This is a genomic window from Nostoc sp. UIC 10890, assembly GCF_054786515.1.
In genome coordinates this window covers 741907-758526 of the sequence record NZ_JBSGKF010000001.1, presented here as the reverse complement: position 1 = coordinate 758526, position 16620 = coordinate 741907, and the positions used below count along the sequence as shown (strand labels likewise).

Sequence of the window (16620 nt, the reverse complement as noted above, 5' to 3'; positions counted from 1 at the left end):
TTTTGAGGATAGCGATCGCTTTTCTTTCACACATGACACAGTTTAACTACGCCTAAGCGCAGCTAAACCTAGTACAGCACGGCGAAAATAAACCACCCATTCCCAATCAACAAAACCCTTACGCTGTCTTCATTTTTAATTTTTAATTTTTAATTCCGCCTTGCGGTACTAAGCATCGCCGCAATCAGTTTAAATTTTATAAAGGAATGTTACACAGTTATTTAACTTTGGGAATTCTACTATTTTGCGATTTCTCTAAGGAATAGCTTGTAGTTAGGCGATAATAATTACATTTGCCAATAAAAGCACAGTTATGATCTGCTGCCTTAATTCAGATTGCCACAATCCGCCCAATAGCGATCGCACAATGTTTTGCTTCAACTGCGGTACAGGATTGGTAGTGCTGAGAAACCGCTATCGCCCGATTAAATCATTAGGTGCTGGGGGATTTGGTAAAACTTATTTGGCAGAAGATATAGACAAATTGAATCAAAAATGTGTCATTAAACAATTTGCCCCACAAGTGCAAGGAACTGGCGCACTGCAAAAAGCCACAGAATTATTTGAACAAGAAGCAAGGCGACTCGAACAATTAGGCGAACATCCGCAAATTCCCACACTATTGGCGTATTTTGAGCAAGAGAATCGTCTGTATTTAGTGCAGCAATTTATCGATGGGCAAAATTTATTGGCTGAATTACAACAGCAGGGAATTTTCAACGAGGAAAAAATCAGAGAATTATTGCTCGATTTGTTAGATATTCTCAAAACAGTTCATCACCACAAAGTTATTCACCGCGATATCAAGCCAGAGAATATTATTCGTCGCAGTGATGGCAAGTTGGTACTAATTGACTTGGGTGCATCCAAGCAACTGACAGCAACAGTGATAACGCAAATAGGAACAACCATTGGTTCCTTTGGTTATGCGCCACTGGAACAAATGCAAGGAGGTGAAGCTTACCCAGCCAGTGATTTATATAGTGTTGGTGCAACTTGCTTTCACCTGTTGAGTGGAATTCACCCTTGGGAACTTTGGCAACGACAAGGTTATGGTTGGGTTACTAATTGGCGACAATATTTGCAGCAACCAGTCAGTCAAGAATTAGGGCGAATCCTGGATAAGTTGTTGAAAGAAGAATACCAGCAGCGTTATCAGTCGGCGGCGGAAGTTTTACAAGCGTTAAATTCACAGCCAATACCAGTAACTCAGCCTCTTACACCTCCAATTACTCCATCACCCCGCCAAAAAAATTCTATTCCAATATATCTTTTTGTTATTCCATTAATTGTATTGATGGGTGGTGGTACTGTTTATTTGCTAGGGCTGACAAATCCAATAAAAATAGAACAGAAAAGTGCTGTTACTTACTATAAAGAAGGATTAGAAAAATACAACAACAAAGATTTTCGCGGTGCAATTGAAGACTACAATCAAGCCATCAAAATTAATCCCAACTATGTAGATGCTTATATAAATCGGGGTTTAGCTCACGATGATTTAGGAGATAAGCAAGCAGCAATTGAAGATTACAATCAAGCCATTAAAATTAATCCTAACTATGCACTAGCTTATTACAATCTGGGTGTAGCTCGCTCTGCTTTAGGGGATAAACAAGCAGCAATTGAAGATTACAACCAAGCCATCAAAATTAATCCCAACTATGCAAATGCTTACTACAATAGAGGTATAGCTCACGATGATTTAGGAGATAAGCAAGCAGCAATTGAAGATTACAACCAAGCCATCAGAAATAATCCTAACTATACACTAGCTTACATTAACCGGGGTGTAACTCGCTCTGCTTTAGGAGATAAGCAAGCAGCAATTGAAGATTACAACCAAGCCATTAAAATTAATCCCAACTATGCACTAGCTTACTACAATCGGGGTGTAGCTCACGATGATTTAGGAGATAAGCAAGCAGCAATTGAAGATTATAACCAAGCCATTAAAATTAATCCCAACTATGCACTAGCTTACTACAACCGGGGTGTAATTTACTATGAATTAGGAGATAAGCAAGTAGCAATTGAAGATTACAACCAAGCCATCAAAAATGATCCTAACTATGCAAATGCTTACTATAACCTGGGTTTAGCTCACTCCACTTTAGGAGATAAGCAAGCAGCAATTGAATATTTTCGTAAATCTGCCAATTTGTATAAACAACAAGGAAAAGAACGTGACTATGAATCTGCTCTAAAACGCATTATACAACTTGAGAAATAATCAAATTACCAACTTGTTCAAAAGTCAGAAATATTATTTGCAAAAGAGAAAAATTATAGTAATTAGAGTTAATCAAGATGACCACTGTAGAAATTGACCAGTTACGGGAACAAGACGCTATCAAGAATTGTTAGCTAAACTCAAAGAAAAGGGGGCGTTGCATATTTGCGGGATGATTTTGCTAGTTTTGTGGGATGGGCCGAAAAGCCATTGGTGTCAACTTAACGCGAAACCGCACGTCCGCCAGTGAACAACACCCAATCAGTACGCTATTTTTGGCTGAAGTTGACACCAGTGGCTTTTCGGCCCACCCTACAAGAATCATCCCTTGATTCAGCAACGCTGAAAAGGGAATTGACACAGATAATTTGTAATTGCTGCTGTTGATGGTGCGTTATGCTGTCGCTACTGGTTATGTCTAAAACGCCCTACTTGTTGATGCGTCCTAGCGCTGATGCCGGTAGATACTTATGATGATATGGGAATTAAAAATTTAACTATGGAAACACAACCGATACAAGTAATTGGAGGTGGACTAGCTGGGACAGAAGCAGCTTGGCAAATAGCCCAAGCTGGAGTGCCAGTAATTTTGCATGAAATGCGTCCAAAGCGATTTAGTCCGGCTCATCATACAGAACATTTGGCAGAATTAGTCTGTAGTAATTCCTTTGGGGCAATGGCAAGCGATCGCGCGGCGGGATTATTGCACGAAGAGTTACGCCAACTCGGTTCGATTGTCATCTCAAAAGCTGATGAACACGCCGTTCCTGCGGGTGGGGCGCTAGCTGTAGACAGAGGACAATTTGGCCAAGATTTAACTGAAACTTTAGCAAATCATCCTTTAGTTGAATTCCGTCGGGGTGAAGTGTCTGCAATTCCTGAAGGGATTGTGGTTTTGGCAACCGGGCCTTTAACTAGTCCTGATTTAGCAGAAGATTTGCAGCGCTTTACAGGGATGGAATACCTCAGCTTTTTCGATGCAGCTAGTCCGATTATCGTGGGAGAATCGATTAATCGTGACATTGCTTTTATGGCATCACGTTATGACAAAGGTGAAGCTGCTTATCTCAACTGCCCAATGAATAAAGAGCAGTACTTGCACTTCCGCGAAGAACTCTGTAAAGCTGAACAAACAGAACTCAAGGGTTTTGAACGGGAAACAGCGAAATTTTTTGAAGCTTGTTTACCCATAGAAGAACTAGCACACCGGGGGGAAGATACCATGCGCTACGGCCCCCTCAAGCCAGTCGGATTGTCAGATACTCGCACAGGGGAACGTCCTTATGCTGTGGTGCAGTTGCGACAAGAAGATAAAGCTGGTCAACTGTGGAACATGGTAGGATTCCAAACTAACCTGCGTTGGGGTGAACAAAAGCGTATATTTCAGTTAATTCCCAGTTTGGAAAAGGCGGAGTTTGTGCGGCTGGGAGTGATGCACCGCAACACTTTTATTAATGCTCCCCAATTAATGCATCCTACCCTGCAATTTAAAGAGCGTCCCACATTATTAGCCGCTGGACAGTTGATTGGTACTGAAGGTTATACCGCTGCGGCTGCGGGTGGCTGCTTGGCGGGAATTAATGCAGCAAGATTAGCTTTGGGTAAAGAAGCTTTGGTTTTACCACCAACAACAATGATGGGTGCGTTATTGGAATTTATTAGTTCCGCTTCGCCGAAGCATTTCCAACCAATGCCACCCAACTTTGGGATTTTCCCCGATTTAGGAATGAAAATCAAAAGTAAACCAGAGCGTTATGGACGTTACCGCGATCGCTCTTTAGCTGATTTGGCAACCTGGAAAGCTAATTGTAATTAATGGGCATTGGGCATGGGGTAAGGGGAAAGATTAAATTTATTCCTTTTCCCTTTAACCTTTAACCTTTTCCCCTGCTCCCGCTGCCCCCATTTCCCCACCTCTATCTATTTTTTAATAGTGACTAATCCATGTATACCTAGCGCCGTAATTACACCTCCCAGTAATCCCCAGGTACCATCGGCAAATACGTTGATGCGATGAATGTAAGTGCGATGATAGGCATACTCTAACTGTCTATCATTGACTTTTCCGACCTCTACCAGGTTTTCCACATTATTTTCAGCTTTGATCAGTGCTGCATAATCGAGATTAAACCAATACAACGATACTCCCACCACCGCCAAACCTGGAAAAACCAAGGTAATTAAGAGAATTGCTATACGTGCGTTCATACACCTCACCCGCTGACCAGTTTTAATTAAAAATTAAAGATTAAAAATTAAAAATTGAAAGAAATAATAATTTTTAATTAATTAATTCTGAGTACAAGCCCCTACTGATAGCGCAGCGTTAGCGAGTCCGCAAGCGTCTTGCAATTTTTAATTTTATATTTTTAATTTTTAATTGGTTTGACATACCTGCTTAATGCTGACATAGCTGGAACCCTTGTGTTACAACTTGGCAGACCAATTTAATAATGTGTTGGCGTGGGTGAATTAGATTTTGGGAATAATCCTCATAGTGTTTGAAAGTATCGTTTTGATTAGGTTCGCACTATGAGAGGGCGATTTCTAGGAAAAAAGCAGATTTATTGTTGTTTTTCTATTGCATTTTGCTGCATTTTGTGGATTTGTTTGGCACTAATTCCAGCCCACGCAACGTCTACAGGGTCTATTGATACTCTGCGACAACAGCAGCAACAAATGAACCAGCAGCAGCAGAGTGTGGTTAACGAGCGCGATCGCTTAACTAATCTCCAACAAGAGGCCCAAAAACACCTCACTGGTTTAAAGCAAAATCTGCAAACTACAGATAGCTATCTTCAAGAGAGTGAATCACGATTACAACTCGCTACCCAACGCCTCCAGCAATTGGAAACTGATTTAGCTGTGGCGGAACGTTCCTATCAGGAGCAGCAAATAGCAACAGTAGCACGATTGCGTTATCTCCAGCGATCGCCTGCATCTGCTGGATGGGCGGTTTTGTTGCAAAGTCAAAATATCAGCGACTTTATCAGCCGTCGTCATCAGTTGAAGTTAGTGTTTCAGGCAGATCAGAAAATTTTGGTAAAACTCAACACCCAAGCAAACCTGATCAATCAACAAAAAACAGACGTAGAACAGCAAAAAAACGAAATTGCTTTAATTCGTGAGCAACTTTTAGCACAAAAATCCGATTATCAAACCCAGGCGCAATCGCAATCAGAATTGATTCAACGCCTCAATAGCGATCGCCTAGCCTTGGAAGCCGCACAAAATCAGCTAGAGAGGGAATCCAAAAATCTGGAAGTCTTGATTCAACAAAAAGTAGCAGAAGCCCAAGCAAAAACCAACAGCCGGACAAGTGTGATCATTCGCGGAACTGGTGTCATGGCATATCCTAGCAATGCTTCTACTAGCAGTCCCTTTGGCTGGCGGATGCACCCTGTTCTCGGCTATCGTCGTTTTCACGCCGGCTTAGATTTTGCCGCTAGCTATGGCAGTACAATTCGAGCAGCCGATTCGGGAACAGTAATTTTTGCTGGGTGGTATGGTGGTTATGGCAAAGCGGTAATTATCGATCACGGCAATGGCATTACAACACTGTACGGACATAGCAGTGAATTATATGTTGCTGACGGACAAGCAGTTGAACGCGGACAAGCGATCGCAGCTGTTGGTTCCACAGGTTTATCGACTGGCCCCCACCTCCACTTTGAAGTGCGTCGCAATGGTACACCTGTAGACCCGACTAATTATCTTTAAAGCTGCAAATCCTATCACAGACGTGCTATAATATGGAAGATTAAGGGCGCGTAGCTCAGTGGATAGAGCAACAGATTCCGGTTCTGTGGGTCGGGGGTTCAAATCCCTCCGCGCTCGTTACCTTTAGAAGACTAAGCACAAAATCGAGAGGTCATTTTCTCTCATAGGATAAAACCAATTTACCCTATGAGACAGAATGCTAACCGATAGTCTGGAACACAAAAATTAGTGTGTCTATGTGGTGAGTGATATAACACTACATATCTTCTTTTCTCATTCAGTCTCTCACCCCTATAACTACCCCAAGCTTTTTTAAAAAATAAAACAATGGGGCATTTGTTGGGGGGAATTCCTAAAGTAGAGGTAGAGGCTAAATCTTCCCTATTAGCAGGACATGGGTTTGATGCAACTAGGATTTTTGTGGAGCGCAATTAATTATGACTGCTTTAACCTTGCAATTACCTTCTAATCTGCAATTTACTGATGAGGAATTTGCACAGATTGTCGCTGTGAATAAAGAATTACGACTAGAGTTAACTGCTGAAGGGGAATTAATTATCATGTCACCGACTGGGGGAGAAACGGGAAACCGTAATTTTGAACTGTATCTTGATTTAGGAGTTTGGAACAGACAAAATAAGCTCGGAAAAGCTTTTGATTCTTCTACTGGGTTTAAATTGCCAAATGGGGCAACTCGTTCCCCTGATGCTTCTTGGATAAGGATAGAAAGATGGGATGCTCTTACCCCAGAACAAAGAAAGAAATTTCTCCCTTTGTGTCCTGATTTTGCAGTGGAATTGGTTTCTGAAACTGATGATGTGGAAGATACTAAATCTAAAATGGAGGAATATTTAGCAAATGGCTTGCAACTGGGTTGGTTAATTAATCCTAAAGATAAACAAGTAATAATTTATCGCCCAAATCTTGCACCAGAAGTTTTACAATCTCCCACAACTTTATCGGGTGAAGATGTTCTTCCTGGTTTTGTTTTAAATTTACAGCAGATTTTTGCATAGATGACTGATTATCTTGATTTTATTTCTACTAAAATTCGCTTAAACCATCGACACTCCCTTTAAACATCAAAAGCCCTGTTAATGTGGGCTACTGGAACTATACTTACAATTTAATAGCGATGCCTACGCATTCTCAGAAATCCCCGTCCAGGAACTTGTAGTAATAACTTCTGATCTTTGATACCACAGCTTTCTTGACGCTCAAATTTATGCTGGTTAAATTCCCATCACCTGTATTTACACTTCTATTAGGACTTGCCATAACTCAAACCTTTGGATGCACAACTCAAAAAGATAATTCAGCGATCGCTCAAACTTCACCGAAGCCAGCACCCCAAATAATTGTGCAACCAGGAGAAGTTCGACCTTTACCAGGCAAGTTAGATACAATACCCGTTTTTAACAGCAATAGCCCAGAATGGATTAAAACTGAGGGTATTTTACTTTCTACCTTTCCTCCAAACGGTAAAAAAGTTCCAGCAGCGCACCTCAATTTTCCCTTTCAGGGACGCTTTGACTTATTTGCCCACCATTACACCCACACTCCCAAGGATTTACAAACGCTATATTTGGGCGTAATCGTAAATAACCCTGGTAAAAAACCTGTAACAGTAGATGTATTGCAAGCCGCAAGTTATTTAATGCAGGATGCACCCTTTGTCACCTTACCCCCCTACATAGAAAATAACGATGGTAAGACTTACTCAGGCCCAGGCGCTCGTGCTGTTAGTGATGTACTCCGAGGTGTTCGACAAACAGATTTTCCCGCAAAGCTGATAATTCCCCCAGGGCAAAGCCGGATGTTATTAAATCATCCGATTCCTGTACGCAATCTAGAAAAGCCAGTGAATGGTCGCTCTAGCTTTATGCGGTTGCGTAGTAGCGATCAAGTTTATGGGGCAAGTTTAGCAATGTTCGCTAAGAAAAATTCTGATAATACAGACCGCCCACCCACTCTTGCAGAATGGCAAGCTTTACTAAATACTGGGAACTTTGCTGGGCCAAGAGATAAAACCCCTACTCCTCTAAATGCTACCAGTGGCGCACTGATTTATGGGCGTGTAGCTGGTGTATCTAGTGGTTCTCAGTGGAAAGCAAAGTTGGTGGATAATCCCCAAAGCAAAAATCTGACTATTCCCCAGCGTGGCAAAGCTATTTCTTATGCTTTAGACACATTGCTCAGTGGACGATTGGGCACTCAACAAATCCAAACGGCCAAAATGCTGGTACGTTATCCAGATACGGCTTATGAAGCACATGGTAATTATGGGGTGGAATATAAACTCACCTTACCCTTAAGCAACGATACCAACCAAAACCAGACCGTGACTGTTACTTTAGAAACACCTTTAAAGGAAGATAAATTATCCCAAGGGGGTCTGCGTTTCCGCAAACCATCGCTAGATTTTCCTTTCTTCCGTGGTACAGTCCGGCTACGCTACTTTGATGACCAAGGTCAACAAAAGACGCGCTACATACATCTATGGCACAGAACTGGTCAGGTGTTAGAACCATTAGTGCAGCTTGTACTTCCACCTTCGACTCAGCGAATAGTACAGGTAGATGTGATTTATCCACCAGATTCGACACCACCGCAAGTGCTGAGTGTAAGAACTTTAGAAAAGTGAGAGTCTCAAAAAAATCAAATAACTTAAGGCTTATATGGTTTTTCAGTACACTAACGCATTTATCGCCATAGCATCGGTTAATTGCGATAACTTAGTAAATTTCTATACTAAATTGCTAGAGCAAAAGCCAGTTCCTTTGATTCCGAATGTCTATGCTGAATTTAATTTGGTTAGTATGCGATTAGGTATTTTTAAACCAAAGAACACAAACGAATCTGAATTTGAAACGATGTCTAATGCCAAAAGTAAGATAAGTTTGTGTTTAGAGGTAAGTAATTTAGAAGATGCGATCGCTCACCTAACTGCTTTGGGCTATCCTCCACCAGGAGACATTTCCATTGCTTCCCACGGCAGAGAAATTTATGCCTATGACCCTGATGGCAATCGTCTGATTTTACATCAAGCTGCTAGAGGGAGTCATTAGTCATTTGTCATTGGTCATTTGCAAAGGACAAAGGACAAAGGACAAAGGACAAATAACAAATAACAAATAACAAAGGACAAAGGACAAATGGCTATAACTCAAAACTATAGATTAAACCTGATTCAATGGTATCCAGGTCACATTGCTAAAGCTGAAAAGAAACTCAAAGAACAGCTGAAGCGCGTAGATGTGGTGTTTGAGGTACGAGACGCCCGGATTCCGTTAGCGACTCACCATCCCCAAATGGCTGAGTGGGTGGAGGGTAAGACACGGGTATTGATACTGAACCGAGTAGATATGATTACGCCGCAAATGCGATCGCTGTGGATAGATTGGTTTAAACGTCAGGGGGAAGTCCCTTATTTTACCAACGCTCAACATGGTAAAGGTATAGCAGAAGTAGCGCGGGCAGCGCAAGCCGCTGGGGTAGAGCTAAATCAAAGAAGAAGCGATCGCGGAATGTTACCCCGTCCAGTGCGGGCTGTAGTGATTGGTTTTCCCAATGTTGGTAAATCAGCTTTGATTAACCGTCTGTTGGGAAAGCGAGTTGTGGAAAGTGCAGCTCGTCCTGGGGTAACCCGCCAACTCCGCTGGGTGCGAATTTCCGAACATTTGGAATTGCTAGATGCTCCTGGTGTCATTCCTGTAAGATTAGAAAATCAAGATGCAGCATTAAAATTAGCTATTTGTGATGATATCGGTGAAGCATCCTACGATAATCAGCTAGTAGCAGCAGCCCTAGTGGATTTACTAAACTATTTGGAAGCTGTAGCCGCAGATTTATTACCAAAAAAACCATTACAGTCCCGTTACCAACTCGATTCGGCGATATCAGACACCGGAGATATCTATTTGCACGCCTTAGCAGAGCATCGTTACAAAGGTGATATAGAGCGAGCTGCAAGGCAACTTTTAACAGATTTTCGCAAGGGGTTGTTGGGTGAAATTAGTTTGGAAGTACCACCCAATTAGGTTAGGTTACAAGCATTTTCAGCCCGTTTTTGAAGCGTTTTACTAAACCTCTCACACATGGGGTGAACGTGAGCGAACCTATCGTCTTTACAACACCCTGAGCAAAAAAGAAAAACAGCGAATTCTGCAAATTTTACGGGTGTGGTTGCGTTACAAAAAGTGAGGAATACTTTGGCGCACTCGCCCACGCCGCCAAAGTCAGTACGAAAATAAAAATAGTCTTTACTAAAGGAACCCTCATCTGCTGTTGGCTCAGAAGAAGTTAGCAATTATCAGGGTAATATCATGTCTACAACAGGCTGCACCTACACACTCCAATAACAGCCTAGTCACAATCAAACAGACATTTCTACTTTCGTGTCGATTTCTGTTCGTATTTGCGTAAAATTGTTTTGCTTGTACGCAAGACACCTAGAGCTAATATTCCTAATGTAAAAGAAGGTTAAGGAATAGAGTCAACTCGACGAGACTTAATGAATCGGCGTAGTAAAAAGCAGATTACTATTGGCCCTTTTTTGAGACAGCAACACTAGAAATTACCTTAATACCTATTGTAGTAATTACATAGAAGCTTGTGGATTATCTTTCAAAAGAAATAGTATATTAGCGGGTTACAACTAACCCTTAGCACCAGTAGCATATAACAAAACATATATCACTTGCTACATTAAATGGTGTTTTAAGTTAGATGATGATTAAAAACTCTTTAGTAATAATCCAACAACCAGAAGTTGGCAAGCTAATTTTTAAACTTCGCACAATCGTTGGTTTGACACAAGAAGAGTTTGCAACATCATTAGGTGTTACTTATTCCACAGTTAATCGTTGGGAAAATGGACATTCCAAGCCATCGCGCCTAGCTATGCACAGAATTGAAGAGATGTTAGCAAAGATAGGTACACAGAGAGAAGAGTTATTAGCAACATATTTACCAAAGAAATTTTAAAGTAAAAAAATATCCTAGATTTATATTGATATTATAAAAACTTGTTAATTTAAAAGACTTGTATCTAAAATAATCTAGCAATTTTATTTACCTATTTAATTTAAATAGACAATTTCTTAGCTTAAATATGTAACATGCCAGCAAAATTAATAGCTTTGTAAAAAGTAGTTGGAGACAAAAAATGATTGCTAATTCAGAATATAAAATTATAGAAAAAATTTCGGATGGTCTAGATACTGTTGTTTATCGGGCACAGGAGCTTACTAATGAAAGAATGGTTATCCTTAAAATACTTAAAAGTGACTACGCTAATCTTGAATGTGTAACAGATTTTAAACATGAATATGAAATTGCTAAATCATTAGATTTACCAGGGGTTATTAAAGCTTATAGGCTAGAAAATTATCAAGATAGTATTGCTTTAGTTCTGGAAGATATTGGAGGACAAAACCTCAAACAATTTGTTACTAATAATAAAATTAATATCATAGATTGCTTAAAACTAGCTATTCAGCTTACGGATATTATTATAGATTTGCATGAACAACATATTATTCATAAAGATATTAAACCACAGAATATAATTATTAACCCTAAATCAATGCAGGTGAAAATTAGTGATTTTAGTATTGCCTCACGCTTGTCAAAAGAAAATGCAATGATTGGCAATCCTAATTTGCTTAAAGGAACACTTGCTTATATGTCTCCAGAGCAAACAGGTCGCATGAATAGGTCGATTGATTACCGCACAGACTTTTACTCTTTAGGCGTAACTTTTTATGAGATACTGACTGGCAAATTGCCATTTAATTGCACTGATCCCTTAGAAATAATTCACTCTCATATTGCCAAACAGCCGATACCTCCTCATGAGATAAATCGAAAAATTCCGGAGGCTGTATCTAATATCATAATGAAACTATTATTTAAAACTGCTGAAGAAAGATATCAAAGTGGCTTAGGGTTAAAAGCAGATTTAGAGATTTGTTTCACGCAGTTGTTAAATAATGGTAAAATCGAAAACTTTATTCCTGGAAAGTTAGATAAATTTAGCCAATTTGCAATTCCTCAAAAGCTTTATGGACGTGAGCCAGAAGTAGAATCTCTTATGTCAGCTTTTGAGCGAGTAAGTGTTGGTAGAAGTGAGATGATCTTAGTTTCAGGTTATGCAGGAATTGGTAAATCTTGCTTAGTTAATGAAATTCATAAGCCTATTCTTCAACAACAGGGATATTTTATTTCTGGTAAATTTGATCAACTTAAGCGAAATATTCCTTATACGGCTCTAATTGAATCATTTCAAGAATTGACCCAACAGTTATTAACAGAAAGCTCTGAAAAAATAATTGTTTTGAAACAGCGACTTTTAGAAGCATTCGGTGAAATTGGTCAAGTTATTATTGATGTTATTCCTGAGATTGAAAAAATTGTAGGTCAACAGCCACCTGTGCCACAATTAGGAGCAATTGAATCCCAAAACCGTTTTAATCGAGCGTTTCAAAAGTTTATTCAAGTATTTACTCAAAAAGAACGCCCACTTGTTCTATTTTTCGATGATTTACAATGGGCAGATTTAGCATCTCTAAAATTGATTCAGATGTTGATGCTTGATGATAGCCAATATTTTTTGATGATTGGGGCTTATCGAGATAACGAAGTCATATCAACTCATCATTTGAATCAAACCTTGAATGAAATCCAAAAATCAGGAGCGATTGTAAATAATATTACACTCAAGCCTTTAAATATTAGTGATGTGCATGAATTAATAGTCGATACACTTCATACTGCAACAGAAAAAACAAAACTACTAGCTGAACTTCTTTTTAATCAAACTCAAGGAAATCCTTTTTTCTTAACTCAGTTGTTCCAAACTATGCACCAAGAAAAGCTATTAAATTTTGACTTTAATAGTGGAACATGGCAGTGGGAAATAAATCAAATTCAGACCATTGGGATTACAGATTATGATGCCTTAGAATTAATTGTCAGAAATATTAAAAAATTGCCCCAAGAGACACAACAGGTATTAAAATTAGCTGCTTGTGTTGGCAATCGGTTTAACATAGATATTCTAGCAATTGTAAATGAAAAATCTCAGTCAGAAACCGCTTCTGAATTATGGGAAGCACTTCAAGCCAGCCTAATTCTGCCCTTGAGCGATAACTATAAAGCTCCATTGTTTTTTGACAAAGACATATCTATATCTTTAGAATCTCAAGAATTAAAAGTTTCATATAAGTTTTTCCACGACCGCATCCAGCAAGCAGCTTATTCCCTGATTCCAGAATCGCACAGAAAACAAACTCACCTCAAAATTGGGCAATTAATACTAGAATCTTGCCAAATTGAGGAAATTGAAGAAAATATTTTTAATATTGTTAACCACTTAAATTTTGGTACTGAATTTATTTGCGATCAATCTCAAAAAGACCAGATAGCTAAATTAAATCTGATAGCTAGCCAAAAAGCAAAAGCATCATCAGCTTATGAAGCTGCTCTTAGCTATTCAACAGGTGGACTAGAATTACTGACACCATCGAGTTGGGAAAACAACTATGACTTGATACTAACACTTCATCTAGAAAGCGTAGAATTAGAGTACTTAAATACTAATTTTACACGAGCAGCTATCCTAACTGAAATTATTCTAGAAAAAGCTAATAATCTGCTCGATCAAGTCAAGGCTTATCAATTACAAATCCAGTTTTATATGGCTCAAAATCAGATGCTTAAAGCCATTGATACTGGACTAGAAGCGATCGCAAAGTTGGGTATTTCTCTCTCAGCAACGCCAAATAAGCAAAGTACTATAGCTAACTTACCTCAGCTTCAAGATTTAGAAAATTTTCCAGTTGTCAAAGATCCTTACATACTTGCGGCTTTAAAAATCCTTGTTACTGTGGGTGGTGCTGCTTTCATTACTGACCCAACAGGGAAAACTTTTCCTCAGATCATCTTGACTGTAGTTAATCTCTGTATTGAACACGGTCATTCGCCTTTGGCTGCTGCTGGATATTCTTGTTATGGCATGGTGTTGTGTAGCCATATAGAAAATATTGATGCTGGATATCGCTCTGGTCAAATAGCTTGGCAGATATTAGAACAGTTTCAAGCCAAGGAACTTAAAAGTAAAGTATACGCGCCATTTTATGGTTTTACTTTTCATTGGAAAGAGCATGTTAGCAAAAGTATTGCTCCTTTACAGGAAGGAATTCAGAACGCGTTAGAAATTGGAGATTTAGAATACGCTGGTTATTGCTCTATCCACTATTGCGGCCATATATTTTTTAGAGGAGAACAACTCGAATCAGTAGTTCAGCAGCAAGCATCATATATTAGTTTACTACAAAAGTTTAAACTAGATTTCCCAATAAACTACATTAAAGTTTGGCATCAATTGACATTAAACTTACAGGGGATGTCACAAGATAAATGTCATTTGGTTGGCGATAGTTTTAATGAAGTAGCAATGTTGCCATATCTCCAAGCTACTAATAATGTTACTTCTTTGTTTGCTGCTTATGTTGCGAAAATGATTCTTCTTTACTTGTTTAAAGATTATACTAAGGCACTTGATAATGCCAAATTAGCTTCAGAATATATCAGCAGTGTGATGGGGATGATTACAATTAGCATCCACAACTTTTATTATTCTTTAGCCATGATTAAGTTATATCCCAATGTTGAAGCTAAAACTCAACAAGAATATATGGCTGCTATCAATGCCAATCAGGAAAAAATGCAGATATGGGCTGGTCACGCTCCTGCTAACTATCAGCATAAATATGATTTAGTAGCGGCAGAAAAAGCGCGAGTTTTAGAACAACCCTTTGTAGCTATGGAGTATTATGAGCTAGCTATTCAAGGGGCCAAAGAACAGGGATATCTTCAAGAAGAAGCACTAGCCAGCGAGTTAGCAGCAGAATTTTACTTTTCCCGTGGTAGAGATCAGCAGGCGATCTTCTATCTGAGAGAATCTTATCATGCTTATATCCGTTGGGGAGCGATCGCAAAAGTCAGTGATTTAGAGTCAAAATACCCCGATTATTGCCCATTGAGGATAAATCAAGAATCATCTAGTTTGAAGGCTAGCTTGCGAACCACTTCAAGTAAGATCAATAATTTGGCATCTTTTGATTTGTCTACAGTTTTTAAAGCTTCGCAAGCTATTTCTAGTGAAATCATGCTAGATGAATTGCTAGCTAAGTTAATGAAAATTGTTATGGAAAATGCTGGTGCACAAACTAGCTGTTTCCTTTTAGAGAAAAATGGTCAAATGGTAATTGAAGCATTTGTGGGAGTTAACAACAATGAGATGTTTTTGGAAACTTCTATGTCTTTAGACAATAGTCTATATGTACCAATATCTATACTCAACTATGTGATGAGAACTAAAGAAAGTGTCGTTATTGGTGATGCTAGCTCTGAAGGAAAATTTACGAGTGATCCTTATATTATTCAGAATCGATGTAAGTCAGTTTTATGTACGCCGATAATTCATCAAAGTAAACTTATCGGAATTTTGTATCTGCAAAATAACTTAACAACTAATGCATTTACTACTGAACGTTTAGAAGTTTTGAAAATTCTGGCCTCTCAAGCAGCTATTTCTATTGAGAATGCCAAGCTGTATACTAATCTATCTAAACTAAATGATAATCTGCAACAAGCTAACCAAGAATTAGAGAATCATAGCAAAAACCTAGAACTAAAAGTTGAAGAACGAACACAGGAATTAAATGAGAAAAATGTGTGTTTGGAAGAGCAAGCACAACAATTAGAACTTACACTAAAACAGCTACAAACGACACAATTACAGATGATTCAAAAAGAAAAAATGTCTGGATTAGGTCAATTAGTTGCTGGTATAGCTCATGAGATTAATAACCCCATTAATTTTATTTATGGCAACATTTCTCATGCTAGTGAATACATTAAAGATATATTGTATCTAATTAAGACTTATCAAAAAATATCACCCAATCTGACTCCTGAAATGCTGGCAGAACAAGAGGATATAGATTTACCATTTTTGCTTGAAGACTTACCAAAATTGCTGTCTTCAATGAAGGTTGGAGCTGATCGGATTCGCCAGATAGTTCTGAGCTTACGTAACTTCTCCCGTTTGGATGAAGCAGAAATGAAGCCAGTAAATATTCATGAAGGTATTGATAGTACTTTACTAATCTTGCAACATCGACTCAAAACTGAGTCAGTCAATGGTAATATTCAAATTATCAAAAATTATGCTTCTTTACCATTAGTAGATTGTTATCCAAGTCAGCTTAACCAAGTATTTATAAATTTATTAGCTAATGCTATTGATGCTTTGGAAGAGTATAACTCTCACCGTTCATTGGAGAAAGATGAACTTAATCCAGGTTATATCAAAATAACTACTGAGTTATTAGAGCCAAATCTGATAGCTGTTCGCATTGCTGATAATGCTTCCGGTATGAGTTCAGATATACTTTCTCAGATTTTTAATCCTTTCTTTACTACTAAACCTATTGGCAAAGGTACTGGTTTAGGATTATCTATTAGCTACACAATTATTGTAGAAAAGCATGGAGGTAAAATCAGTTGTAACTCATTCCCAGGAAAAGGAACTGAGTTCATAATAGAACTTTCAGTCAATCGTAAAAGCTCTAAATTAGTCAAGTAAAAAAATCCAAAAC

At 38.8% G+C, this 16620-nt stretch carries 10 protein-coding genes and 1 tRNA gene; 10 read left to right on the top strand and 1 reads right to left on the bottom strand.

Annotated features, from left to right (window positions below):
- Positions 1–313: 313 nt before the first annotated feature.
- Both ACWATR_RS03065 and trmFO read left to right on the top strand, forming a co-directional pair.
- Complete coding sequence (locus ACWATR_RS03065; protein ID WP_460329415.1) at positions 314–2233, top strand: tetratricopeptide repeat protein; 1920 nt, start codon at positions 314–316, stop codon at positions 2231–2233.
- 499 nt (positions 2234–2732) lie between these two features.
- Positions 2733–4049, top strand: a complete 1317-nt coding sequence (gene trmFO / locus ACWATR_RS03060; RefSeq protein WP_460329413.1) for an FADH(2)-oxidizing methylenetetrahydrofolate--tRNA-(uracil(54)-C(5))-methyltransferase TrmFO — start codon at positions 2733–2735, stop codon at positions 4047–4049.
- A gap of 104 nt (positions 4050–4153) precedes the next feature.
- Here the strand turns inward: trmFO and ACWATR_RS03055 are convergent, their stop codons facing one another.
- Positions 4154–4441 (bottom strand): hypothetical protein, encoded by a 288-nt coding sequence (locus ACWATR_RS03055; protein ID WP_069067825.1) that lies wholly within the window; start codon positions 4439–4441, stop codon positions 4154–4156.
- 324 nt (positions 4442–4765) lie between these two features.
- Here ACWATR_RS03055 and ACWATR_RS03050 point away from each other — a divergent pair, with 324 nt between their 5' ends.
- The 8 genes from ACWATR_RS03050 (at position 4766) to ACWATR_RS03015 (ending at position 16607) form a co-directional block, all read left to right on the top strand.
- Positions 4766–5953, top strand: a complete 1188-nt coding sequence (locus ACWATR_RS03050; RefSeq protein ID WP_460329410.1) for a murein hydrolase activator EnvC family protein — start codon at positions 4766–4768, stop codon at positions 5951–5953.
- Positions 5954–5997: 44 nt separating this feature from the next.
- Positions 5998–6070, top strand: a tRNA-Arg gene (locus ACWATR_RS03045).
- A gap of 320 nt (positions 6071–6390) precedes the next feature.
- On the top strand, positions 6391–6969 hold the full coding sequence (locus ACWATR_RS03040) for a Uma2 family endonuclease (RefSeq protein WP_460329408.1): 579 nt from the start codon (positions 6391–6393) through the stop codon (positions 6967–6969).
- A gap of 209 nt (positions 6970–7178) precedes the next feature.
- Entirely contained in the window at positions 7179–8597 is a 1419-nt protein-coding gene (locus ACWATR_RS03035) for a DUF3370 domain-containing protein (protein WP_460329406.1), read from the top strand.
- A gap of 34 nt (positions 8598–8631) precedes the next feature.
- Complete coding sequence (locus ACWATR_RS03030; RefSeq protein WP_460329404.1) at positions 8632–9021, top strand: VOC family protein; 390 nt, start codon at positions 8632–8634, stop codon at positions 9019–9021.
- Between the two features lie 87 nt (positions 9022–9108).
- Positions 9109–9993, top strand: a complete 885-nt coding sequence (gene ylqF, locus ACWATR_RS03025; protein ID WP_460329402.1) for a ribosome biogenesis GTPase YlqF — start codon at positions 9109–9111, stop codon at positions 9991–9993.
- A 688-nt stretch (positions 9994–10681) separates the two neighbouring features.
- Positions 10682–10939: a helix-turn-helix domain-containing protein gene (locus tag ACWATR_RS03020; protein WP_460329400.1), complete on the top strand. Its 258-nt coding sequence runs from the start codon at positions 10682–10684 to the stop codon at positions 10937–10939.
- Between the two features lie 181 nt (positions 10940–11120).
- A complete protein-coding gene (locus ACWATR_RS03015; RefSeq protein WP_460329398.1) occupies positions 11121–16607 on the top strand; it encodes an ATP-binding sensor histidine kinase in 5487 nt (1828 codons plus the stop codon).
- Positions 16608–16620 lie beyond the last annotated feature (13 nt).